The sequence below is a fragment of the Lentisphaera araneosa HTCC2155 genome (assembly GCF_000170755.1).
Taxonomy (GTDB): Bacteria; Verrucomicrobiota; Lentisphaeria; order Lentisphaerales; family Lentisphaeraceae; genus Lentisphaera; species Lentisphaera araneosa.
In genome coordinates, this window is the sequence record NZ_ABCK01000003.1 from 60,466 (window position 1) to 82,417 (window position 21,952).

General features: G+C 41.3%; 25 protein-coding genes. 17 read left to right on the plus strand and 8 right to left on the minus strand.

Annotation, left to right across the window (positions count from 1 at the left end; translation table 11 throughout):
* Positions 1 to 32 precede the first annotated feature (32 nt).
* On the plus strand, positions 33 to 476 hold the full coding sequence (locus LNTAR_RS03165) for a hypothetical protein (RefSeq protein WP_162026345.1): 444 nt from the start codon (positions 33 to 35) through the stop codon (positions 474 to 476).
* A 75-nt stretch (positions 477 to 551) separates the two neighbouring features.
* Positions 552 to 2,744, plus strand: a complete 2,193-nt coding sequence (locus tag LNTAR_RS03170; RefSeq protein ID WP_007277191.1) for a peptidoglycan D,D-transpeptidase FtsI family protein — start codon at positions 552 to 554, stop codon at positions 2,742 to 2,744.
* A 261-nt stretch (positions 2,745 to 3,005) separates the two neighbouring features.
* Here the strand turns inward: LNTAR_RS03170 and LNTAR_RS03175 are convergent, their stop codons facing one another.
* Positions 3,006 to 3,482, minus strand: coding sequence for a type II secretion system protein (locus LNTAR_RS03175; RefSeq protein ID WP_007277192.1), 477 nt, complete (start codon positions 3,480 to 3,482; stop codon positions 3,006 to 3,008).
* A 235-nt stretch (positions 3,483 to 3,717) separates the two neighbouring features.
* Between LNTAR_RS03175 and LNTAR_RS03180 the strand changes: the two genes are divergently transcribed.
* The 4 genes from LNTAR_RS03180 (at position 3,718) to LNTAR_RS03195 (ending at position 8,685) form a co-directional block, all read left to right on the plus strand.
* Entirely contained in the window at positions 3,718 to 4,539 is an 822-nt protein-coding gene (locus LNTAR_RS03180) for an LOG family protein (protein ID WP_007277193.1), read from the plus strand.
* 163 nt (positions 4,540 to 4,702) lie between these two features.
* Complete coding sequence (gene prfA / locus LNTAR_RS03185) at positions 4,703 to 5,770, plus strand: peptide chain release factor 1 (RefSeq protein ID WP_052607298.1); 1,068 nt, start codon at positions 4,703 to 4,705, stop codon at positions 5,768 to 5,770.
* 21 nt (positions 5,771 to 5,791) lie between these two features.
* Positions 5,792 to 7,735 carry an ABC-F family ATP-binding cassette domain-containing protein gene (locus LNTAR_RS03190; protein ID WP_007277195.1) on the plus strand — a complete coding sequence of 648 codons (1,944 nt, stop codon included), beginning with the start codon at positions 5,792 to 5,794 and terminating at the stop codon, positions 7,733 to 7,735.
* Entirely contained in the window at positions 7,732 to 8,685 is a 954-nt protein-coding gene (locus tag LNTAR_RS03195) for an AEC family transporter (protein ID WP_007277196.1), read from the plus strand. Before LNTAR_RS03190 ends, LNTAR_RS03195 begins: the two co-directional genes overlap by 4 nt.
* Here LNTAR_RS03195 and LNTAR_RS03200 read toward each other — a convergent pair whose 3' ends face one another.
* Both LNTAR_RS03200 and LNTAR_RS03205 read right to left on the minus strand, forming a co-directional pair.
* Complete coding sequence (locus LNTAR_RS03200) at positions 8,686 to 9,645, minus strand: NAD-dependent epimerase/dehydratase family protein (RefSeq protein WP_007277197.1); 960 nt, start codon at positions 9,643 to 9,645, stop codon at positions 8,686 to 8,688.
* 47 nt (positions 9,646 to 9,692) lie between these two features.
* Positions 9,693 to 10,052, minus strand: a complete 360-nt coding sequence (locus tag LNTAR_RS03205; RefSeq protein ID WP_007277198.1) for a Spx/MgsR family RNA polymerase-binding regulatory protein — start codon at positions 10,050 to 10,052, stop codon at positions 9,693 to 9,695.
* A 381-nt stretch (positions 10,053 to 10,433) separates the two neighbouring features.
* Between LNTAR_RS03205 and rpsP the strand changes: the two genes are divergently transcribed.
* From rpsP to bioA, 6 genes are read left to right on the plus strand one after another with little or no spacing between them, the layout of a single operon-like run.
* Positions 10,434 to 10,793, plus strand: a complete 360-nt coding sequence (rpsP, locus tag LNTAR_RS28345; protein WP_007277199.1) for a 30S ribosomal protein S16 — start codon at positions 10,434 to 10,436, stop codon at positions 10,791 to 10,793.
* On the plus strand, positions 10,793 to 11,110 hold the full coding sequence (locus tag LNTAR_RS03215; RefSeq protein ID WP_007277200.1) for a KH domain-containing protein: 318 nt from the start codon (positions 10,793 to 10,795) through the stop codon (positions 11,108 to 11,110). Before rpsP ends, LNTAR_RS03215 begins: the two co-directional genes overlap by 1 nt.
* Positions 11,111 to 11,115: 5 nt before the next feature.
* Positions 11,116 to 11,799: a tRNA (guanosine(37)-N1)-methyltransferase TrmD gene (gene trmD, locus LNTAR_RS03220; RefSeq protein WP_040914184.1), complete on the plus strand. Its 684-nt coding sequence runs from the start codon at positions 11,116 to 11,118 to the stop codon at positions 11,797 to 11,799.
* Positions 11,800 to 11,809: 10 nt separating this feature from the next.
* Positions 11,810 to 12,142: a 50S ribosomal protein L19 gene (gene rplS, locus LNTAR_RS03225; RefSeq protein WP_040914215.1), complete on the plus strand. Its 333-nt coding sequence runs from the start codon at positions 11,810 to 11,812 to the stop codon at positions 12,140 to 12,142.
* Between the two features lie 29 nt (positions 12,143 to 12,171).
* Complete coding sequence (locus tag LNTAR_RS03230; protein WP_007277203.1) at positions 12,172 to 12,801, plus strand: ribonuclease HII; 630 nt, start codon at positions 12,172 to 12,174, stop codon at positions 12,799 to 12,801.
* A complete protein-coding gene (bioA, locus tag LNTAR_RS03235) occupies positions 12,788 to 14,113 on the plus strand; it encodes an adenosylmethionine--8-amino-7-oxononanoate transaminase (protein WP_007277204.1) in 1,326 nt (441 codons plus the stop codon). The genes LNTAR_RS03230 and bioA overlap by 14 nt, the downstream gene beginning before the upstream one ends.
* Here the strand turns inward: bioA and LNTAR_RS28155 are convergent.
* The 5 genes from LNTAR_RS28155 to LNTAR_RS03255 are packed head-to-tail and all read right to left on the minus strand — an operon-like array spanning position 14,088 to position 17,545.
* Entirely contained in the window at positions 14,088 to 14,222 is a 135-nt protein-coding gene (locus LNTAR_RS28155) for a hypothetical protein (protein ID WP_007277205.1), read from the minus strand. The two genes, bioA and LNTAR_RS28155, sit on opposite strands and share 26 nt — an antisense overlap.
* Entirely contained in the window at positions 14,222 to 15,166 is a 945-nt protein-coding gene (locus LNTAR_RS03240; RefSeq protein ID WP_007277206.1) for an NAD-dependent epimerase/dehydratase family protein, read from the minus strand. The genes LNTAR_RS28155 and LNTAR_RS03240 overlap by 1 nt, the downstream gene beginning before the upstream one ends.
* Positions 15,167 to 15,179: 13 nt before the next feature.
* Positions 15,180 to 16,091 (minus strand): hypothetical protein, encoded by a 912-nt coding sequence (locus LNTAR_RS03245; RefSeq protein WP_007277207.1) that lies wholly within the window; start codon positions 16,089 to 16,091, stop codon positions 15,180 to 15,182.
* A gap of 9 nt (positions 16,092 to 16,100) precedes the next feature.
* Positions 16,101 to 16,667, minus strand: a complete 567-nt coding sequence (pgsA, locus tag LNTAR_RS03250; protein WP_007277208.1) for a CDP-diacylglycerol--glycerol-3-phosphate 3-phosphatidyltransferase — start codon at positions 16,665 to 16,667, stop codon at positions 16,101 to 16,103.
* A complete protein-coding gene (locus LNTAR_RS03255) occupies positions 16,664 to 17,545 on the minus strand; it encodes a formyl transferase (protein WP_007277209.1) in 882 nt (293 codons plus the stop codon). Before LNTAR_RS03255 ends, pgsA begins: the two co-directional genes overlap by 4 nt.
* A 119-nt stretch (positions 17,546 to 17,664) precedes the next feature.
* Here LNTAR_RS03255 and LNTAR_RS03260 point away from each other — a divergent pair, with 119 nt between their 5' ends.
* From LNTAR_RS03260 to LNTAR_RS03280, 5 genes are read left to right on the plus strand one after another with little or no spacing between them, the layout of a single operon-like run.
* Positions 17,665 to 18,228, plus strand: coding sequence for a hypothetical protein (locus LNTAR_RS03260; protein ID WP_157473179.1), 564 nt, complete (start codon positions 17,665 to 17,667; stop codon positions 18,226 to 18,228).
* Between the two features lie 9 nt (positions 18,229 to 18,237).
* Positions 18,238 to 19,200 (plus strand): ABC transporter permease subunit, encoded by a 963-nt coding sequence (locus LNTAR_RS03265; protein ID WP_007277211.1) that lies wholly within the window; start codon positions 18,238 to 18,240, stop codon positions 19,198 to 19,200.
* Positions 19,200 to 20,102, plus strand: coding sequence for a LysR family transcriptional regulator (locus LNTAR_RS25060; protein ID WP_007277212.1), 903 nt, complete (start codon positions 19,200 to 19,202; stop codon positions 20,100 to 20,102). The genes LNTAR_RS03265 and LNTAR_RS25060 overlap by 1 nt, the downstream gene beginning before the upstream one ends.
* Entirely contained in the window at positions 20,099 to 20,566 is a 468-nt protein-coding gene (gene rnhA / locus LNTAR_RS03275) for a ribonuclease HI (protein WP_007277213.1), read from the plus strand. Before LNTAR_RS25060 ends, rnhA begins: the two co-directional genes overlap by 4 nt.
* Before the next feature lie 2 nt (positions 20,567 to 20,568).
* On the plus strand, positions 20,569 to 21,816 hold the full coding sequence (locus LNTAR_RS03280) for a S41 family peptidase (RefSeq protein WP_007277214.1): 1,248 nt from the start codon (positions 20,569 to 20,571) through the stop codon (positions 21,814 to 21,816).
* Positions 21,817 to 21,952 lie beyond the last annotated feature (136 nt).

Here is a 21,952-nt window from a genome sequence, read left to right on the forward strand (position 1 = left end):
CCTTAAGTTTTTACTTGCTTAACTTTTTTTTTGTGGCTTGGGCGGAAAGCTTTTGTGCTAGCAAAGGTTTTTTCTTGCCTTTATCTGCGATTTATGTCTTCTACCTCACTGTTTCTAGGGGGATTTATCAGTCGCTAATTGCTTCGGCTATTTTGTTGGTTCTAGTCAGTGCAATATGTTCGTATAATAATGCTTTGTTTAGTTTAGGTGCCTTTTTTGTCGCCTACCTTTGGCGTGATATGGGGGATTGCCAAAGCTTCCCTCCTCAGATATTGCCTATTTTTTGTGCTCTATTGCCCGCCTATCTTTTGGAGTTTGGACTTTCATCACCGTGGTTAATGACGAAGTTTATGCTGCCTTCAATTATTATTAGCTCTTTATTAGCGCCGCTTTTTTTGTGGTTTTGGGATTTTATTTCCGATTCATTGACATTGCCTCGTTTCTCTGTTTTAGATAATTATGCAGAAGATGTTTGAGCGATGAGTTTTAAGGAGAGGTTCAACAAGGAGTTTAGTCCAAGGATGTTGGTTTTGCTGATTTTAGCAATATTAATGTCAGTGGTTTTGGTTTGGAGGCTCTATTATGTCCAGTTACTCGATCGCGGTGAGTATACAGATGAAATGAAAAAACAAATCATTCGACCCGTTAGAAAACCGCCTGTACGCGGGAGGATAGAGGCTCGAAAAGGTGAAATCTTAGCTAATAATCAACCCTCGTTTTCATTAGATTTTTATTTGCCTGAATATCGTCGTCCAGGTGTGTCAAAATATTGGACGGCAGCAGAAAATGTGACTCTCTTTGTCAAAGAGATCGAGAAACGGATTCATCATAAAGCAAAACTCAGTACTTCGATGATTGAAAAGGATTTGAGAAGACGAGAGAAAGATCTCGGGATCACGCAGAAAAAAAAACCTAAGGATGAGAAACTTTATAAAAAATATAAAGAAGAAAACAAAAGTTTACGTCAGCAGAAAATAGCAACTCGTCTTGTTTTTAGTGGCGTATTGCCTGGTCTTATTGATCAAGTGAAAAGTATTAACTTACCTGAGTATTTAGAATGGCAAGATGATCAGTTGCTGTGTCATTTACACAAAGTTCCCGTGGATGAGGGTTTGGGTTCTTATAGCCGTACTGCTAAGGCTTTAATTCAAGAACTTGATGCCTTGTGCTTAGCAATGGATAGATCTCATGAAGTGACGATGGATGATATAGTCAGGCACCTCTATCGTAAACCTGCACTACCTTTTCGAGGCTTAAGCGATTTGAGTCTTAAGGATCGTTCAATTTTAGCGGGGCGAAAAACAAAGCGTTACCAAGTTGTGATGACGCCCAAGAGGATTTATCAAAATGATTATGCTTTTTCTCATATTACGGGCTACACGGGCCGCAGAGAACCCTCGACTCATGAAGATATAGATGAGTATTTTTATTTTACTCCAGAGTTATGGGGGCGCACGGGAATTGAATATGCCTATGATAAACTTTTAGCAGGAAAGGGGGGGAAGGAATTACTATATGTTAATCGTACTGGCTTTGCTGTTGATAAAGTTAGAGATTTAGAGGGGAGTGATTCACTAATCGAAGCCAAACATGGTGAGAATATAAAGTTGACCATCGATGAAGAGGCTCAGAAAATTGCTTATAATCTCATGAAAGATAAGCATGGCTCTATGGTGGTGATGGATATATATACGGGTGCTATTCTAGTGATGGTTTCGACTCCCTCTTTCGATTTAAGTCGAATTAGAGAAGTGGATTATTATAGACAAATAGTTTCCGATGATAAGACAAAGCCTTGGGTTCAACTGCCTCGTCCCATGCATAATCGTGCTGTACAGGGAGCTTATATGCCTGGATCTATTATAAAGCCCTTAGTAGCTGGTTTGGCTTTGGAGCGTGGAATTATTGATGAGCATAGTACATATGATTGCGATGGCGCCTATCACTTAGGACCTCGTAGTAGAATAAGATGTGCGGCTAGGTGGGGGCATGGCAAGATTAATGTGACGAAAGCTTTGGAAGTCAGTTGTAACCCGTTTTTTATTGACCTTGCGGTGCGCTTGGGGATGGAAGATTTGGTTGGCTTTTATGAGCATGTAGGTTTAGGTAAAATGCCGATTTATGAAGAGGGCGTCCATAAGCGTTTGTCTTATGAGAGCGCTGGGACTTTAGCAGATGTGGAAATCCACAATCGAATAGGTGAACTGGCTTACCTTGGTATCGGGCAGGGCAAGATTGAGCTCAGTCCTGTGCAGGCTTGTGCGTATATTGCGGCTATCGCAAATGGAGGCAAACTTGTTAAGCCCTACATTGTTGATGAGGTATGGAATTCATTAGAAGAAAAGATGATCAGTAAACACAAAAATTACTTTCATGGAGATTTAAATTTCTCACCAAAAACAATGAATTTAGTGAGTCAGGGAATGTATGATGTGATTCATGGTCGCAATGCTTCTGCAAAAACAGCGCGTTCTGATGATGGCATTGTTTTAGCGGGTAAGACAGGTACGGCACAGGTGCCCTATTATGAAAAAAATGCCGAGGGTAAAACAAAGCTTGGTCCAGATGGTAAAGCTATAAGGAAAATCCAAAAGAATTGTTGGTTCGCAAGTTATGGCCCCTATAAAAGTCCAAAGTATGCAGTTATTGTTTTGGTGGAAGCAGGAGAGAGCGGGGGTACGAGTGCGGCCCCAGTGGTGCGTCAGTTTTTTGATACTTGGAGCGAGACAAAGCCTGCTGAGTAAAGAATTTAGGCAAAAAAAATGACAAGAACAATAGTCGCTCAGTCTTATAATAACTTTAGGGCTGCAAGGCCCGGATGCATGAATTACACAGAGGATTGTTCTTGTCGTATTAATATAATAATCATAAAAGAATGAATAGCAAATAGCTGTCGTAAAGAAAGTGGGAATATTCTGTAACTGATCTGTATAAAGTATCCTTGAGCAGGACGAAAAAAGCCGAACAGAATTTGTTCGGCTTTAAGAGTTGTCTTTAGCGCTTGCTTATTCCCAAGTGCTGATCTCATCACCATCTTTGTCTAAACACCAAAGAGCGACTTTGTCAGCGACGTCTTGGTCAGAATTTTTGCCTATGCCAGTGATTTGATTTGTGTAGTCATCGTCTACTGCTAGGTTGTAGACACCTCCCCAAGGGTTTTGGTTAAGTTCACCCTTGATAAAGGATTGTTTTCTAGCATTCGTCGGGTTGCTTTTATAGGGGGCTCCTGTCAAATATGCCCATGTAGTTTCCCAGGCAGGGTCGTCGCTTTTGATACTTGTTCCGGTAAATGGAAACTCCTTAAAGGTTGATAGGTATTGCGTAACCGCCATTTTAATTTGTTGCATTTCTGCTTTAGCTCGGGTTTCTCGTGCGGACTCACGGGCAATGCCGATACCAACGAGTAGCATGCCGACAATCAAGGAGATGATGGCGAGGACGACTAACATTTCGATAATTGTGAATTGTTTAGATTTTTTCATAAGTGTTTACCTAATTAGTTTTAAATCTTATTAAAAGCTAAGACAAGGGGCTACGCTTGTAAAGCGAGTTTGTGTGAAATCTATGTGACGCTTCGTCGAATTTTAGATGAAAAAGCAGTTTAGATGAAAAAAAGAGCGTTTTAAATAAAGTTAGGCCCTAATGCTGAAAAATTTGCCTTTGGTCTCGTGGTGCATAAGTTTAAATATAATCTTAACGAAAAATAGGAGACAAAATATGGGTTTACACGGACGTGGTAAAAAGCCAGTCAAGGCTTATGAAAATATGGATTTCATCAACTCTTCAGATGGACGGCTTCTGCGGATAATGTCGGAAATGATTGAGCCTCGCCGAAGGTTTACTAAGCAGAATGTACGCGATAGTATAGCTTTTTTTGGTTCAGCTCGACTCTTGTCTAATGAAGATGCGGGGATTATGCTCGAACGTGCAGAGCTTACGGGTGATGAAAGAAAGATAAAGAAAGCTCAAGCAGCAGTGAAAATGTCGCGTTATTACGAGGATGCGGCTGAGTTAGCGGAGATGCTAACCAAATGGTCTATAGAAAATGACTTCGGTTATTATATTTGTTCGGGTGGTGGCCCGGGAATTATGGAAGCCGCCAATCTTGGAGCGACTCGCGTCGAAGATGGACAATCAATTGGTTTAAATATTTCCCTGCCTTTTGAGCAAGAACCAAACCCCTATATTAGCTCTGAATTAAATTTTGAATTTAATTATTTCTTTATTCGCAAATTCTGGTTCACTTATTTAGCCAAGGCGATTGTGGTTTTTCCTGGCGGTTTTGGAACTTTTGATGAGTTTTTTGAAATATTGACTTTAATTCAAACGGGTAAAACTACCAAGACTATTCCAATTGTACTCTACGGTAAAGAGTTTTGGAGTAATATTGTGAATTTTGATTACTTGGTTGAAGCAGGAGTCATATGTGAAAAAGATTTAGATCTCTTTATATGGGCAGATAGTCCAAAAGAAGTGTTCGATTACTTAACTGCAGAACTTAAACTGCAGCGTCGTTTACATTCTGAATTCTATCAGTAATTCACTGATTATTATCTCGAGCCCCTTGGTGTTGACATCAAGGGGCTTTTCTTGTTTGTAAGCTTGCAAAAGATCAGGACTTTGAGCTCTCGGCTTGCAAAGTTCCAAAGGAGGTTTTAATTCTCCCGAAATAAAGAATAATTTTAGGTTAAAAATGATTGATATTAGCGAACGCGTAGAGCGCCTACGAATGCGATTTAAGCAGGTGGAAAGTGAGTTGTCAGATCCATCAGTTTTTGACGATAAAGACCGTTATCAGGATTTGAGTAAAGAGCACCAACGTCTTTCGTCCTTAGTACAGACTTATGATCGTCAAGAAGAAGTAAAAGCTGAGCTTGCAGATAATAAAGAAATGCTTTCAGGTGAGTCTGATGAAGAGCTCAAAGAAATGATAAAACTGGATATGGCGGGTTTAGAAGAAGAATTGCCCCTTCTTGAAAAGAAACTCATGATGCTCATTGTTCCGCCCGACCCCAATGATTCTCGCAACTGTATCGTAGAAATTCGTCCTGCTGCAGGTGGTGATGAGGCGGCGCTATTCGCAGAAGATTTAATGAAGATGTATCAGATTTACAGTTCGAATAAAAGCTGGAAAGTCGAGGTTATGGAATACACTCCTAGTGACCTTGGTGGTTTAAAGGCTACGGTATTCAGCGTTAAGGGAGAAGATGTATTTCGTGAATTAAATTTCGAAAGTGGTGTTCACCGTGTCCAGCGAATTCCTAAGACTGAAACACAGGGGCGTGTCCACACGTCAACTGTGACTGTAGCGGTGCTTCCCGAAGCCGAAGAAGTTGATTTACACATAGATCCTAAAGAATTGAAATTTGATACCTATCGTTCTAGTGGTGCTGGTGGTCAGTGTGTAAACACAACTGACTCGGCTGTTCGCGTTACTCACATTCCTACCGGTTTAGCTTGTTACTCACAGCAGGAGCGTTCTCAGCACCAAAACAAAGAAATTGCTATGCAGTTACTACGTTCAAAATTACTTGATGAAAAAATTCGTCAAGAAAAGCAGAAGATGTCGGATGAACGCCGTGGCCAAATTGGTACGGGTGACCGTTCAGAGCGTATCCGCACTTACAATTACCCTCAGAGTCGTATTACTGATCACCGTTTTGGTGTGACAGTGCACAACCTTCCCGATGTGATGGCAGGGAAGTTTGCTGATGTGATGGATAAAATCCTCGCAATTGATGCTGAGCAACGCTTAGCTGAAGAAATGTAGTCGCGGTAACTAGAGAGTCTTATGTTTCGATTTGATAATATTCGTAAAGCCTATGCGGGACGCATGGTCTTGGATGACACTAGTTTTCACGTTCATCCAGGTGAGCGTGCTGGTTTAGTTGGCCCTAATGGCGCAGGTAAAAGTACGATTTTCCGTATCCTTACGGGGCAAGAAAGTTCTGATAAAGGTGATGTGAAACTTCGCAAGAATATTCGCATCGGTTGGTTGCGTCAGAATATTCCCGATGAATTGAAACATTTACCCCTTTTAGAATTCGCTTGTAAAGCGCGCCCGGATTTAGAGGCCATTCAAGAAAGAATTATTGAATTAGAAAAAGGTTTTTCTCAAGCAGCTGATCAGGATAAACTCTTGGCTCAAATTGGTGATCTTCAGCACGAGTTTGAAGCAGGTGGAGGTTACCTTATCGAAACGGCGGCTCGGACGTGCTTGTCTGGCCTAGGTTTTAGTGAAGCTGAATTAGAAAAACCTATTTGTGAATTTTCTGGTGGTTGGCAAATGCGTGCCGAGCTGGTGCGAGTGGTGATTTCTGATCCGGATTTACTCTTACTTGATGAGCCAACAAACTACCTTGACGTACCTGCAGTAGAATGGTTACGTGAGTTTATGGTGAACTTCCGAGGAACTTTATTGCTGATCTCGCATGACCGATACTTACTCAATGAATTGACTGATGTGACTTATGAAGTTTACGGAGGTCAGGTGACGCGTTACCCAGGTAATTATGATCAATACAAAAAGGTTCGCGATGAACGCATGGAGCGTTTGGAAGTTGAATCAGAAAAACTTGAGCGCAAAAAAGAGAAACTTGAGGGCTTCGTTAATCGCTTTAAAGCAAAAGCGAGTAAAGCCACACAGGCTAAAAGCCGCATGAAACAACTCGAAAAGCTTGAGAGCGTTGACACAATGGTGAAAGTATCGAGTGTGGATCTTCGTTTGGGTACACCGCCTGCGGGAAGTCCCGTTCCGGTTGAACTCGAAGATATGAGTAAGACTTACGATGGCGAGCGCTACATTTATCAAAATCTTTCTATGGCGATTCAAGATGGTGAAAAAATTGCTGTGGTTGGTTCTAATGGTATGGGTAAATCGACTTTGTTAAAGATTTTGGCTAATAAGCTTCCTATTGAAGAGGGTAAAGTGAGCTTTGGACATAAAACAACTATTGGTTATCATGCGCAAGAGCTAACTGAAAATTTTAGTAACTCCCTTAATTTGATCGAGCAATGTAAGTCATTTGCAGCTGACACGACTGAAGGTCGTTGCAGGCAGTTGCTCGGTAGTTTTGGTTTTCATGGGGATGATGTTTTTAAATTGACTGGCGTTTTATCTGGTGGAGAGAAAATTCGTCTTTCCCTTCTTAAACTTTTGCTAGCTCCGCAAAACCTTTTATTACTCGATGAGCCCACAACTCACTTGGATATTCAGGCAGTGGAGTCTTTGCAGGATGCCCTCAAAGAATTTCCAGGTACAGTTTGTTTTGTGAGTCACGATATTGAGTTTATCCGAGGCGTGGCCGATACGATTTTTGAAGTGACTCCCGAAGGTTTTAGAAAGTTTCATGGTGATTATGATTACTATATGTCGAAGATCAAGGATGAAGTGACTTTAGAGGAACAGCAAGAAAAATCGAAAGTTCAGGAATCATCTGGTTTAAATCGTAAAGAGCAGCGTCGTAAGGAAGCTGAAGAGCGTAAGAGCTTGAAGAAAAAACGTGGCCCTTTAGAGAAGCGTACACAAGCCCTTGAGAAACTCATTGCTGATTTAGAGGCAGAGGAATCGGCTTTGGTCGAAGAGTTTTATCAGGAGCCTCCTTCAGATCGGATGCAGGTAATGAATAATCGTTTAGATGAAATCTCTACAGAAAAAGAATCTGCTGAAGCAGAATGGGAAGAGAAGTTAGGCGAACTCGAGCTCGTTTTGGCTCAGATTGAGGAAGGGAGTTGAGCCCAGCGATCCATGCATCGCTCTTAGTCGTCGTTATTTCTGCAGCTGGTTTTATCGCTCATAGAAAAGAGGTCATTAAGCAAGGGCATAGTTCGAGCTTAACGAATTTACTGATAAAAGTTCTTATGCCAGCACTCATTTTTTCTTCTATCACACAAAATGAAAGTTTTTTGACTTCTAACTTGGTGTTCATGGCGCCGATCATGGGCTTTGCTTTTGTATCTATTAGCTTCATTGTGAGTTACATTTTTGCTAAGCTCTTTTTGCGAGGTAAAGATCTTAGTGATTCGGAGAATATCAGAAGTTTTGTCACTGCCTGCGGGATGCAAAATTATGGTTTCGTGGCCATTCCAGTTATTGTCACATTATTTCCCAATGAAAATCTAATTGGCCCTTTATTGATGCATAATGTTGGAGTCGAAATCGCTATGTGGACGGTTGCTTGTTCAACTTTGCGTGGGAATTTTGATAGAAAGTCCTTAGGACAGATTTTGAATATGCCCTTTATAACGGTAATTTTTTCTTTAATTGTCTTGTTTTCCGGTGTGTATAAGTATATACCCGCTTTTTTTGCGGATGCCGCGAAAGCAGTCGGTCAGACAGCGATACCCATTGGTCTGATTTTAGTGGGAGCGACTTTAAGTGAGCTTATTAAAGAAGGTCTATTTGAAGGGAAGACAAGCCGTGTAATCAAATTGTTGAGCTTAGGGCTGATTAACCGTCAAGTTTTACTTCCCCTCATTTGGTTTGCCTTGATCGCAATTATTCCCATGAGCGCGGAGTTAAAAAAGATTATGTATGTTCAGGCAGCAATGCCGGCAGCTTTCTTTACTATTGTCTTGGCGAAGCATTTCGGAGGCAACGTAAGAACGGTGGCCGGCGTTTCAGTGGCCTCTTTTATCTTGTCACCCATCTCAATCAGTATCTGGCTGAGTTTGGCGCCAAGTTAATTACTCTTCGCCGAAGCGGATTTGTTTGTAGAAGTAATTGTTGTGGTAGTCTGCCAAGGCGCGCTCGAGTGAGCGGTAGTTGTGGCGGAAGCCAGTCTTCTTGAGACGTTCCATATTGAGTCCAGCAGGAAGAATCTTGTAGTGCTGAGGGAGTTCAATACTAGGGTCGAGAAGGTGAGATTCTTTACCGCAGGCTTTAAGACAGAGCTTGGAGATTTGGCTCAAGGAAAATGAGGTGCCTGTGCCGGCGTTATACAGCCCATTGAGTTCGGGGTTGTCCATCAAGAACAGCAGGATTTCCACGGCGTCTTTCACATAGATCAAATCAATGACATAATCTTTGTCTTCATCTTCAGCCGTATAGACGGTTTTTCCATCATCAATCGCATTAAAGTTATTGGTGATGAGGCTAGGCATCTCTGTTTTGTGATATTCATTAGGGCCAAAGACGTGTGAGAATTTGAGGCCGCTGATACGATTGAGGATTTGGTTTTTGTGTGCCCACATATCAAACATCTGCTTTGAATAAGCGAGAGGTGTGGTGGGGCGAAGTTCTTCGATTTTTTCTTCACTATCATTTAGCGAGGCCTGGCCTTTGCCGTAAGTAATTGCGGAAGACGCATAAATAAAGCGAATATGTTTATTTAAGCAGTAGCTGGCTAGGGCCTGAGAAAACTTAAAATTACTCTCGGTTAAATAGGATTTATTTTTTTCTAAAGGGTCAGTACAGGCGCCAAGGTGAATCACGGAGGTGATGTTGTCTGGGAGTGCATCGCTACTCATTGCCTGAAGAAAGGAGTCTTTCTCTATGTAGTCAATATAACTAAGTGGGACGAGGTTGCGCCATTTTTCTGATTCGCCCAAGTGATCAACAATGAGGATGTTTGAACGATTTCGGCAGTTGAGTGCCCAGACAAGTGCGCTTCCAATAAAGCCTGCGCCGCCAGTTACTACAATCATAATGAACCTTTAGATAAATTGAGTTAGATTAATAAAGTCGCTGAGAACTAGAGAGAAAAGAATTCTTTCCAAGTTTCTTCTTTAAAAGCGACCATGGCTTTGTCGCCATCAATCACAAAGGGACGCTTAACGAGGTTGCCGTTGCCCATGAGTAAATCGAGTTGTTCGTCTAAAGAGAGCTCAGCAAGCTTTTTGCCGAGTCCTTGGGCGCGGTAGTCTTGGCCGGAAGTGTTAAAGAGTTTTTTGATGTTGCCGTCATAGGCATCGAGCATTTGGAGGAGTTCGTCTTTACTTGGTGCTTGCTCGCGAATGGGGATGGAATCATAGCTGATATTATTGGCTTCTAGAAACTTGATGGCTTTAACGCATGTGCCACAGCGTTTGTATTGATAGATTTTTACTGACATGGCTTAAGTTCTTTGTTAATTAAAGTGAATGAAACTAATTTACTCCCTCACTTGCTTCTTTATATAGAATGTGTGTAAAAAGTCGTGGTTTTTTGACTTTGATTTGAGCGTGAGTTTTAAGTGACTAGTTATTGTTGATGGGGGCCTAAAAGAGTCATGGAAAGGTCGTTTTCTTAAGTTGGTAATTGTTAGTGGCTTATAAATATTGACTTGCGCTGGATAAAAGCGATAAAGCTATTTGCGCTTTTTGCATCTTCGGTTACTTTACCCGTCTCCGAAATCCCTAGGGGTTAATAGGTGCTTTTGATTCTTAGTTTTCAATTAAAGCTAAGATAGGTATCTAAAAGAAAACAGCAGAAAGCTAAACAAGGAAATAAACATATGGTCAAAATCAGACTGACAAGAACGGGTAAGAAGAATGCCCCCAGTTACAGAATTGTTGTAATGGACGCTCGCGTTCGTCGTGACGGTGCTTACATTGAAAAACTCGGTCACTATGCGCCACTTCGTGATGAAGAAGTTGTGAATGTTGAAAGAGCAGAATATTGGATCGCCCGTGGTGCTCAACCTTCAAGCACAGTAAGTGACATTATTAGAAGAGCAAAAACTGGCGAAGCAACTCGCGGTCTGAAAGGCCAGAAAAAGAGTGAAGAGCCGAAAGCTGAAGTTAAAGAAGAAACTGCTGAAGCAGTAGAAGAAGTAGCAGAACAAGTAAAAGAGGCTGCTGAGGCGGCTGAGTAATGCTAAGTTTTCTCAAAAAACTTTTTGGTCTTGAGTCATCTAATGCTGGTGATTTTTACCCTCAGCCTGTAGGCGGAGATGAAGATTTGGTGCAATTGGTGAAATTCATGGTCGTACGTATGGTTGATGAGCCTGAAGCAGTTCAGGTTCGTGGCGAAAACAACGACAAAGGATTTCAGATTACTGTAAAGTGCAACCAATCGGATATCGGTAAAATCATTGGTAAAGCTGGTAAGAATATTCAAGCTTTACGTGCCCTAGTCAGCGGAGCTGGCGTTCGTGGTAGTCGTAGAGTGAGCGTTGAAATAGAGGATTAATCCCCATACTTCATATAGATATCATTACCTTATTTCCGGAAGTTTTTACTGAACCCATGTCGAGCTCCATTATTGGACGGGCAGTTGAAAGCGATTTAGTAAAAATTTCAATCCACAATTTGCGTGAGTATAGCACTGATAAACATCGCAGAGTGGATGACCGCCCTTACGGAGGTGGACCGGGAATGATTATGTCTTGTGAAACGATTTTTAGAGCTGTTGAAGATTTAAAAACGCCCACAAGTAAAGTTATCTACATGAGTCCAAGCGGTGAAGTGTTTAAGCAACGCCTAGCCGAAGAACTTGTTGAAGAAGAGCATTTGATACTTCTTTGCGGTCATTACGAAGGTGTTGACCAGCGAGTTTTGGATGGAATTATCGATAGAGAGATATCGATTGGAGATTATATACTCAGCAACGGAAATCTTGCTGCAATGGTTATAAGTGATGCAGTTATTCGTTTGATTCCAGGAGCCCTAGGCTGTAGCGAATCAGCAATTGACGAATCTTTTAACCAAGAAGATGGACTGTTGGAACATCCGCAGTACACAAGACCCGAAGAATTTAGACACATGCGTGTTCCAGAAGTTCTCTTATCTGGAAACCATAAAAAAATTAAAGAATGGCGTAGTGAGCAATCCTACCAGAAGACGCTGACTCGCCGACCTGATTTATTAAAGGAGAAATAAAGTGAATAAGATGCAACAAATTGCTCGCGAAAACGAGCGTACAGATCTTCCTGCATTCAATGTAGGCGATACTTTAAAAATTCAATACCGCATTGTTGATGGCAATAACAGCCGTTTGCAGGCGTTCCAAGGTAGCGTAATCGCTATTAAAAATAGTGGTAATAGCAAGACTTTTACACTTCGTCGTGTAACAGCTGGCCAAGGTGTAGAAAGAACTTTCCCTTTCAATTCACCTAACCTTGATTCTGTTTCAGTAGAAAGAAAAGGACGTGTTCGTCGTTCTAAACTTTACTACCTCAGAGAGAAGATTGGTAAGTCTGCACGTATCAAGGAAGCTAACTAGTAGCTTAGTCCTTGGACGAATTATTTACCATGCCGGAGCCGGATATGTTCTTTTTCGAAGAACATTACCGGCTTCTTGGTTTTCAGGCCATTGGGGGCGTCGACGAAGTCGGACGTGGGCCACTGGCAGGCCCTGTAGTGGCGGCCTGTTGTATAATTAGAGAAGGAGTAGTATTGCCCGAAGGGGTAGATGACTCAAAGAAGTTGAGCAGAAAAAAACGCCGACTTATTTACGATCAGCTACTAGAGGTAGAAGGTGTGAATTACGCCTTGGGAATCGTAGAAGCTGAAGAAATTGATGAAATAAATATTTTACAAGCCAGTCATTTGGCGATGCGAAAAGCAGTTAAAGCGATGAAGGTTAAGCCAGATTATCTATTGATTGATGGTTTGCCTGTCCCGGGTTTTGAGCAAGATAGCCGTAGTATTGTGAAAGGGGATTCCCGTTCGGTATCTATTGCAGCTGCGAGTATATTAGCGAAAGAATTTCGCGATGATTTAATGATTGAGTATTCAAAAAAGTATCCCGAATATGGTTTTGAAAAACACATGGGTTATGGAACCAAATTGCATATGGAAGCTTTGAAGAATTGCGGTCCTTGTCCACTTCATCGACGTTCCTTTGCTCCAGTGAGAAAGGCAGAAGATGAATTTAAGTGATTTACAGAAAAGAGATTTAAAGCATTTGTGGCATCCTTGTGCTCAGATGAAAGATTATGAGAGTTTTCCTCCCATGGAAATTGTTTCGGCTAAGGGAAGTTTACTTCAAACGGCAAATGACGGAGAAATGATTGATATCATTAGTTCATGGTGGTGTAAGAGCTTAGGGCATGGTCATGAAGATATTCAGCAGTCAGTGAAAAATCAGATGGACAAGTTTGAGCATGTAATTTTAGCAAATACCTCCAATGAACTCATAGTGAATCTATGTGAAAAAATGATTGCTTTAAATCCTGCTTATGATAAAGTTTTCTTTGCAGATAGCGGTTCAGATGGTGTTGAAGTGGCCGTTAAGATGTCCCTGCAATACCAACAGCAGAATGGGCAAGAGCAGCGTAAGAAATTCATGTCTTTACAGAATGCTTATCATGGCGAGACAATACTTACCTTAGCCTTGGGTGATTGTGGTCTTTATTCAGCTCCTTATGCAGCGTTGATGCCCGAAGTAAAAAAGATTTTAGATGTTCCCTATGTTACGGGACGAGTTGAAGACTTGGAAGAAGAAGATTTCTCAGAGCTGTTAAAGCCTCTTGAGGAATATGAAGACGAATTAGCGGGGATTGTTATAGAGCCGGTTCTTCAGGGAGCAGGTGGAATGTTGTTTTATCACCCGAGTTTCATAAAAGCCTTGCGCGAATGGACCAGTGAGCGAGGAGTTCACTTGATTGCAGATGAAATTCTAACTGGTATAGGGCGTTTAGGTAAGGCGCGTGCTTGTGAGTTCGCAAATGTAGTTCCAGACTTTTCGGTCTTTTCGAAGAGTATGACGGCTGGTTTTACTCCGATGAGTTGCGTTTTGACCACTAATGAAATTTTTGATGGTTTCTATGACGAATACGAGAGTGGCCGCGCTTTTATGCATTCGAATACCTATACAGGGAATGCGATTTCGGCTGCTGCTGCAGTCGCTGCTATTGATTATTATGAGAGGGAGCAAGTTTTTGCGAGAGTCGCAAAGGATTCTGCTTATATGCACCAGCTTTTTGAGGATGTGGCAAAAGACACAGGTGCACTGCTCAATGTGAGAAGTTGTGGCTTTGTAGCTGCCGCTGATTTAGATGTGAGCTTGAAGGGTTTAGATAAAAAGCGTTGTGGTTATAGCCTGTATAAAAAGGCTGTTAAGAAAGGCTTACTCCTAAGGCCGTTGGGGGATACGGTTTACTTCCTGCCACCGTTAAATACTTCAAATGAATTGCTTGCGAAATCCGCAGATATTATGAAAGAGCTTATTTTTGAGGAGCTTCGTTCTTAGCTTCATCTTTGGCGGGCTCCTTGCATTGCTCGTCTTGATCAGAGCAGCAGGGGCCGTTGTGGACTTGTTCGATCCAAGCTTCTATTTCTTCGGGGCTTAATTTTGACATTATTTGCTCTGTGAAGCGTACCAAGCAGCGGCTTTTCTGAGGCCATTAACGAGGTCGGTTTGAGGCTCATAGCCGAGGTATTTTTTGGCGCTCGAAATATCGGCTACATAATGAGTGACTTCACCAACGCGCGAAGGTTCAAAGCTGAGGTCGGCCTTTACGCCAAGTTCTTCTTGGAAAACGTCTGCAACAGTTCGCAGTGGATTGCCAGAGCCATGGGCGAGGTTGAAAGTTTTGTTTTGTACTTCGCCAGTAAGGATTTTATCGACACCAGAAGATATACCCGCAACACAGTCATCTACATAGGTGAAATCAAGGACTTTATCTTCACCATAAATAGTGATGGGTTCGCCATTTTTGATTTTCTCATAGAAGAGGGGGATGACACGTTCCATTCTTTCAATATCATTATCGTAGCGACCGTAGACGTTGCTAAAACGGTAGCAGATATAGGGTAGGCCGTAGCATTTTGAATAGGAGTAGAGAAAAGCCTCTCCAGATATTTTACTTGCTGAGTAAGGGCTTTCAGTCGTATGGAAACTTGCATCAGCCTCGTTGGTTATGTAGCGCTGGATATCGCCATAGACTTCACGAGTAGAGGAGTAGATGATAGGGATGTTGTTATTTCGACAGTATTCAATCATGTTGAAAGTCATCATGAAGTTATCTAAAGCTCGTGTTGGGTATTCGACTAATTCATGGACTTTGGCATTTGCCGCTAAGTGAATAACTAAATCTACTTTCCCGTAATCTAGGCAGCCGAGGCCGTCTGTGAAGTTGTCGTAACGGCTAGATAAATCTTGGTGGACTGTCGTGAGGTCATTTGTCCATGTGTTCTGTCGTTTATCAATACCAAAGATTTCGAAACCTTTGTCGATGAGATTGTAGGCTAGGTTTGTTCCGATTTGGCCACTAATACCAGTAATTAAAATTCGTTTCTTCAAAGTATGTCTCCGATTAAAATTCAAAGTCGTAGTATTTCGCACCAGGGTGCTTAGCTAAAGGTGAGTTCGATATGCTGATGTTTTTGGAAGACATGAGGTTTTCTAAGTCTACTAAAGGGAGTGCCTTTGGGGCGTAGTCAAATTCACTAGGGTTGAAGTCGATTTTAGGGTGCTTCCATTTATTAGCAGCGAGAATGTAGCCATTGTCTTGATAGATTCCGGCAGCAATTTCTTTGCGTTTAACGGGGAGCGCAATTTGAATGGCTTGCTTGCGAAGGCCTTCTACAAGTGTTGTTGTGGGCATCCACTTATTTCGATACATAGATATGCCGTATTTTACATAGATGCCTTTACGGATTTTGTCTTTTATTGCAGTAATTTGGTTTTTCTTTTTAAAATTATAGTCATGCTCAAGTCCATTGGCGTAGTTTTTGACAAGTTGAACAGCCTTTTCGGGAAAGAAGCGGGCGGTGTCTCTTCTGCTGATATCAATTACAGGGATTCTTTTGTTGCCAATCTTTAGCATGCCATAAGAGTCGACGCCGTAGAATTTGCCTTCAACTTTAGGGTTGCTGCCAAGGGATTTTGTCTTATAGATGGTGATTGTGTCTCCCTTCTTATAAGGAGCATAGTATTCTTGTGCTTCTGCTAAAAAATCCTTAGAGCTTTTTGCGTCATTTGATTTTGAATACTCCTTTTCAGCGGCAAGTACTACGAGTTTTTCTGTTTCAGCAATGCTTTGTGCTTTTGGGGCAGGCCAAATTATTTTGTGTTGAGCGGCGATCTTTTCAGTTGTGATTTGTTCTTTTAAAGCTGTGGCGGCGGCTTCTCTTGCCTGGGAAATGATTTCTTGGTTAGAGAGGACGGTTTGGTCTTGTGCTTGAAGGGCAAAGATACTGAAGAGTAGGCAAGGAAATAATTTCACAAAAGCTCCCTAAATATTTTTGTTGAATAGATTCTTGTTGTTGGTAAAGTACCTATAACCCGAAGTGAGGGTTATATATGCAGTAACAAGCATGAGGATGTTGATGAAAGTAGATAGGTTTTTGTTGTGGATGACTTGAGTGTTGCCTTTGATAGTCCAAAATAAAGCAATTATGCCAAGATAGGTGAACTGTAAAACAGTTTTTATTTTTCCAAATTTATCGGCTTGGATGATTATGTTTTTACTGGCGGCAATTTGCCTTAAGCCCGTTACTGCAAATTCACGTGTCACAATAATAATGGCAAACCAATCGGGTATTACGCTCTTTTTACACAAAACAAAAAATGCTGCAGCGACTAAGATTTTGTCAGCAAGGGGATCCATGAGCTTGCCGAAATCAGTGATGAGCTTGTGTTTTCTCGCAAGGTAACCATCTAGGAAGTCGGACAGTGCCGCAGTGATAGCAACAAGGAGGGCTGCCCAGCGAAAGAAGGCATTTGAGTCAAACTGAGCTAACACGACAAATACTAATGTTAAGCCGAAACGGCTCACTGTGATTTTGTTGGCGATATTCATTCTGCGAAAACAATTTCCTTTTGGTTTTGACTGTACTCAATATATTCAATGGGTAGATAATTGCCATTGGTATCAAGGTGGAGTTGGCCTTTTTCATCGATTGCAAAGCGTCCAGAAGCGAAATCATTGACTGATGGAGGGAATACAATCCAATCTCCATCAACTTTAAGGGCTTCTTGGTTTTCGTTTGCCATGTCACGAAGAGCGTCCTTTGCTTTGCCTTGGCGCTGTGCATAAATGGATTTGTATGACTCGAGATCTGTGTTTTTGAAATCTATGTCAACTTCAGGGGATAGGCCAATGATTGAGCCTTCGTCCATGCCTGCCCCTGAGCTGCTATAGGCACTGGCTACGATGACGGTAGTTCGCATGTGATCGAGATTGTTGATGACAGCAAGTTCGATGGGGATAGCATGTAGGCCAACTAGTAAGCGTTGCTTGTTGTCGTCGACCACTGTTAAGTCTCCCGGGTGCACGTTGAGGCATGGGAGTTTTTCTGTGATATTGCAAAGTGGAATGAATCCTGCGAAAATCGCAAATTCTAGAGGGAATTGTTCGAGTTTAGTGATTAGCCCTTTGGTCCAGGCTTCTCTGGCTATTCGTCCTTCTTCTGATGCAAGAGAGATGGTCTTGAGTCCAGCCTCTTTATAAAATGTGAAAATATCATGTTCTATAAGCGGGATATTGAACTGCTTTGCTATGTCACGAGCAGCGCATCTTTCGGGTCTATCGGTAACGATGCAGGAGGGGATGAAGTTGCAGTTTTCGGGGTCTTTTTGCCAAAACTCTAGGATTTTGACTGCATTGGTACCGGAACCACTGATAAAAATGGCTGTTCGAGCTTTGCCATTGGGAGGGATTTCGAAGAATTTTTTCATACAGGTCTTTGTGGAGCTTGATTTCAGATTTTATTTACAAGGATCAACACTATATTGAAATTGCATTTGCCTCAAGCAGGCAGGGAAAAATAAAGATTAAATTTAAGGTTCGTTTTTTCATGAGGAATTTATTAAAAGTTTCAACTATTTTCGTATTAGCACTCTTTTTTGTTCTACGCCCACAAGCTGAAGCAGCAATTGAGAATAAAGAAAGTGATGTGAGTACACTGATTGTTACAGGTTATTCATTGCATTCACGTTTGTTAGCAGATCTTTTGCAATTTCATACAAAGCAACCGGTGATTTTCATTACGAGTCCAAATGCTAAAGAAGTTTTATTTGTCCCAGCACAGAGGAAAGATGTGCCAGCTCAGAAGCCATTGAAGGTTTTGGCTGCTGAGTTTCATAATTTTGTCAACTTCGCACATCCAAAGCAAGTGGTGCTTTTGGGGGAAGAGAAATTCATTCCAAAGCACTATCGTGATGTACTCAACCCCAATATCAAAACATATGCATTGACGGATAAAGATTGGAAAATCATTGCGACTCAGTGTGAAGAGCTCTTCGGCATTAGTGGCCTTGCGGCTAAATTCCAAGCTGAACTTGATCGTTTAGCACGTGGTGGAGCCAATATTGGTACACAAGAAAGCCGTGAGCCTCAAATCGTTTTGCCAAAGAAGTAGCAAGCGAATTTGCACAATACATTCCACATCGCGCGTGGAGCTTTTTTAGAAAGCCTAAGAGATCCCGCAATTATAGTGATCTTTTTTGTTACGGCTTTAATTAATATTATTTTACCAGTAACAGCATTGTTTGTATTTAGAGAGCAGTTCCGCATGATTGTCGATAATTTCATGGCCACTATTTTATTGGGTGGTTTGATATTATCAGTTTTTAGTGCCGATCGTGTGATGGGCAAAGAAATTTCTCAAGGAACAGCGGGTTTTATTTTTTCTAAACCTGTAAGCCGTGTTGAATATGTCTTAGGTAAATTGTTAGGTGTAATGACTCTGATGGTATTTTACGGTTTCTGCAGTTCAATGGAACTGTTGATTTCTTTAAGGTGTGCAGGAGACCAGTTTAGACTTGAATGGGGAATTTACGCAATGCTTATTGTTGCGAGTTTAGTCCTTCCTTATTTAGGGGGAGCTTTACGCAATTTTCTAAAGGGTGGAAACTTTTGTCAATCTAGTATGCTGATATTGCTAGTTTCATTAATAGTAGCGACTAGCATTGCTCATTTCTTGCCAGGCCACTCAAAAGGAGAAGAAGGACTTAATGGGCAAGTGGCCATAGGTTTTATGATACTGAGTTTTGCTTTAGCATTAATGGGTAGTGTTGCGATAACAATGATGACCCGCTTACGAGTTACAGGAACCTTTATTATGATGTTTTTAGTTTTTTTAGGAGGCGCCACTGCGGATTACTTCTTTGGGATTGCAGCTGATAAAGGAAATGTTTTTGCTCGCCTCATGCATGTAATGCTGCCGAATTGGCAGTCTTTTTGGCAGGCTGAAGCTCTGGCAATTAAGATTAATATACCAACTGCCTATCTTATATGGTCTTTTATTTATATGTTGACTATGATTTGTTTCTTTTCATCATTGGCATGTTTTTTATTTCAAGGCAGAGAATTACATGGAGAAGCGAGTTAATGAATATAAATCTACATCATTTAGAGTTGTTCTATTATGTTGCTGAAGCAGAGGGAATTTCCAATGCAGTAAAAGTAATGCCTTACGCTATTCAACAACCCGCAATTAGTCAACAGATTGTGAGTTTGGAGAAGCATCTAGGGGTCAAGCTATTCGAAAGACGACCTTTTTGTTTAACAGATGCGGGTCGAGTTCTTATTGCGGTAGTGGCTCCGTTTATGGAAAAACTAGCTACAATAGAAGATGAATTGCGAGACCTAGATAAGCAACGTTTACGCTTGGGTTGTGCTTCGCTCATTGCTGAGCATTATATACCTCAGATTTTACCAGATTTAATGAAGAAATATCCTAAACTGATGCCCGTAATTAACGAGCTTGAAGGGCGCTCCCCATACAGAGACTTAATTAGTGGGGATCTAGATGTGGTGATTTCCTCAGAACCTTTGCCGAGAAGCAAAAAATTTAATAACGAGACTTTGCTTACTATTCCCTACAGAGTGATTGTTAAAAAAGAGAGTCCTTTGGTGCAAAATTTCCAATGGTCGGAGCAGTGTTTAGATTCAATGAGTTGGGTTGCTTTACAGGAAGATAGTTATAGTATGAACTTGCTCAAGCAAGAGATGAGGAAGCATGGTTGTGCCCCCGTATATGGAGCCTTGACTAATACAATTTCTGCAGCTTTAAAATATATTCAGCTTGGTTTGGGAGCTGGTTTTATGATTACTCCGCCAAAGTTTTTGTTAGAAAGTCATGGTTTAGTTGCACTCAATACAGATTTTCTTGCGGAAGCAGAAATAGGTCTAGCCTGGCGAGAAAAAGATGAGCTCAAAGATATTTTATCGTCGTTTCGAGAGTTAGCACGTGATTTGATTATGAGTCGCCGTAGCGATTTTGTGTCATGAAAAAAGAAGTTTTATTAGCGACAGATGGGGCATGCAAAGGGAACCCAGGGCCCGGAGGATATGGAACAATTCTAATATTTAATCAATATAGAAAAGAGTTTGCGGAGGGATTTCGCCTCACAACAAATAACCGTATGGAAATGCTAGCGGTTATAAAAGGTTTGGAGGCTTTGAAAGAAAGCTGCAAAGTGAAAGTACTAAGTGATAGCAAGTACATCGTAGACAATGTCAAAGGGGGTCATCCTTGGAAATGGCAAGCACGGGGCTGGGTATTGGCGAGTAAAAAACCTGCAAAGAATTCTGATTTGTGGGAGGATCTTTTAAACTTACTCGCTAAACATGAGGTCGAATTCGAATGGGTGAAAGGCCATAGTGGGCACGAACTGAATGATCGAGCTGACGAGTTGGCGACTGGCGCAGCTGAACAGGGAACTTTGCTAGAAGATTACGGTTTTGAAAAATAAATATGATTAAAAAACTTCTATTATTAGTCACTGTGATTAATTTGGCTTTTGGAGCTTACTACTATTATAAAAAGAATTCTATGAACCCTAAGTTTAGTGAAAATTTTTATTTACTTGAAGAAGCGAGTGATAAATTAAAGAGTTCTTATGTGGACGAAAGTAAAGTTGGGAATGAGGATTTGACCAAGGGCGCCTTGAAGGGGATGCTTAAAGGTTTAGATCCTTATTCGACCTATTACACGCCTAGTCAAAATAAAGATCAAGAAGAAGATCTCAAAGGGAAGTTTGCTGGGGTAGGGATTCTTTTTAGAGTTGAAGATGATGGTGTTTATGTAAGGAAGGTGTATGAAGATTCTCCAGCAGAAAAAGCTGGTGTTCAAGGTGGGGATTACGTAGTACAAGCTAATGAAGTTAGTCTAGTCGGCCTTGATAGTCGTGGTGTAGTTGGAGAGTTAAAAGGTGAGCCAGGTTCAAAGCTAGATGTGCATGTAATAAGGGGAGAGGATAAGTTGACTTTGACCTTAGAGCGTGGGTATGTAAGTGTTCCCACAATTAAATTGGCCAAGATGTTGGACGATGAAATTGCGTATATGTATATTTCTCAATTTGGAGCATCAACCTCGAGTGAATTTAGAAAAAAAATAGGTGCATTAACTGAAGCTGGTATGAAGGGCTTGATTCTTGACTTGAGGTTCAATGGTGGCGGTTATTTGAACTCCGCAGTGGGGATTTGTTCAGTCTTTTTAGAATATGGCTCTTTAGTAGCTTATAAAGAAGGTAGAGATGCGGATAGAGAAGATCTTTTAGATATGACGGATGAATCACTGGATCACATTCCTTTGGTTGTGCTAGTCAATGAAGATAGTGCGTCAGCTTCTGAAGTTACGGCGGCTTGCCTAAGGGATTATGAGAGGTGTATTTTGGTAGGCGAAAAAACTTTTGGGAAGGGGTCAGTTCAAGTTATTACGCAGTTGAGTAATGGTGGTAGTATTCGTTTTACCATTGCGAAATATTTTACACCAGGAGGTTATATAATCCATGGTAAGGGTTTAGATCCTGATGTCGAAGTGGAATTGAACTCGACTGAGAAACAGGATTTGAGCAAGCAAATATCAAATTATTCTACAGTGGATTCTGAAGATCCGAAGGATAAGCAATTTGTTAAAGCTTATGAGGCACTTCAAGTAGAATTGCAGTCCTCAAGAACTAAGGCTCCCTTTTTTGTTGAGTTAACGAACGATGAAAAGTGAAGACTTAGAAAATCCTTTAGAAGAGAAGCCAAATTCTCGCCCTAGGTTTATGAGTTGTGTCTATAGTGCGACACTATTCTCAGCTAGTATGCTAGTCAGTTCAGTTATTTATGCATTTTTTGTAATCTATTTTGTT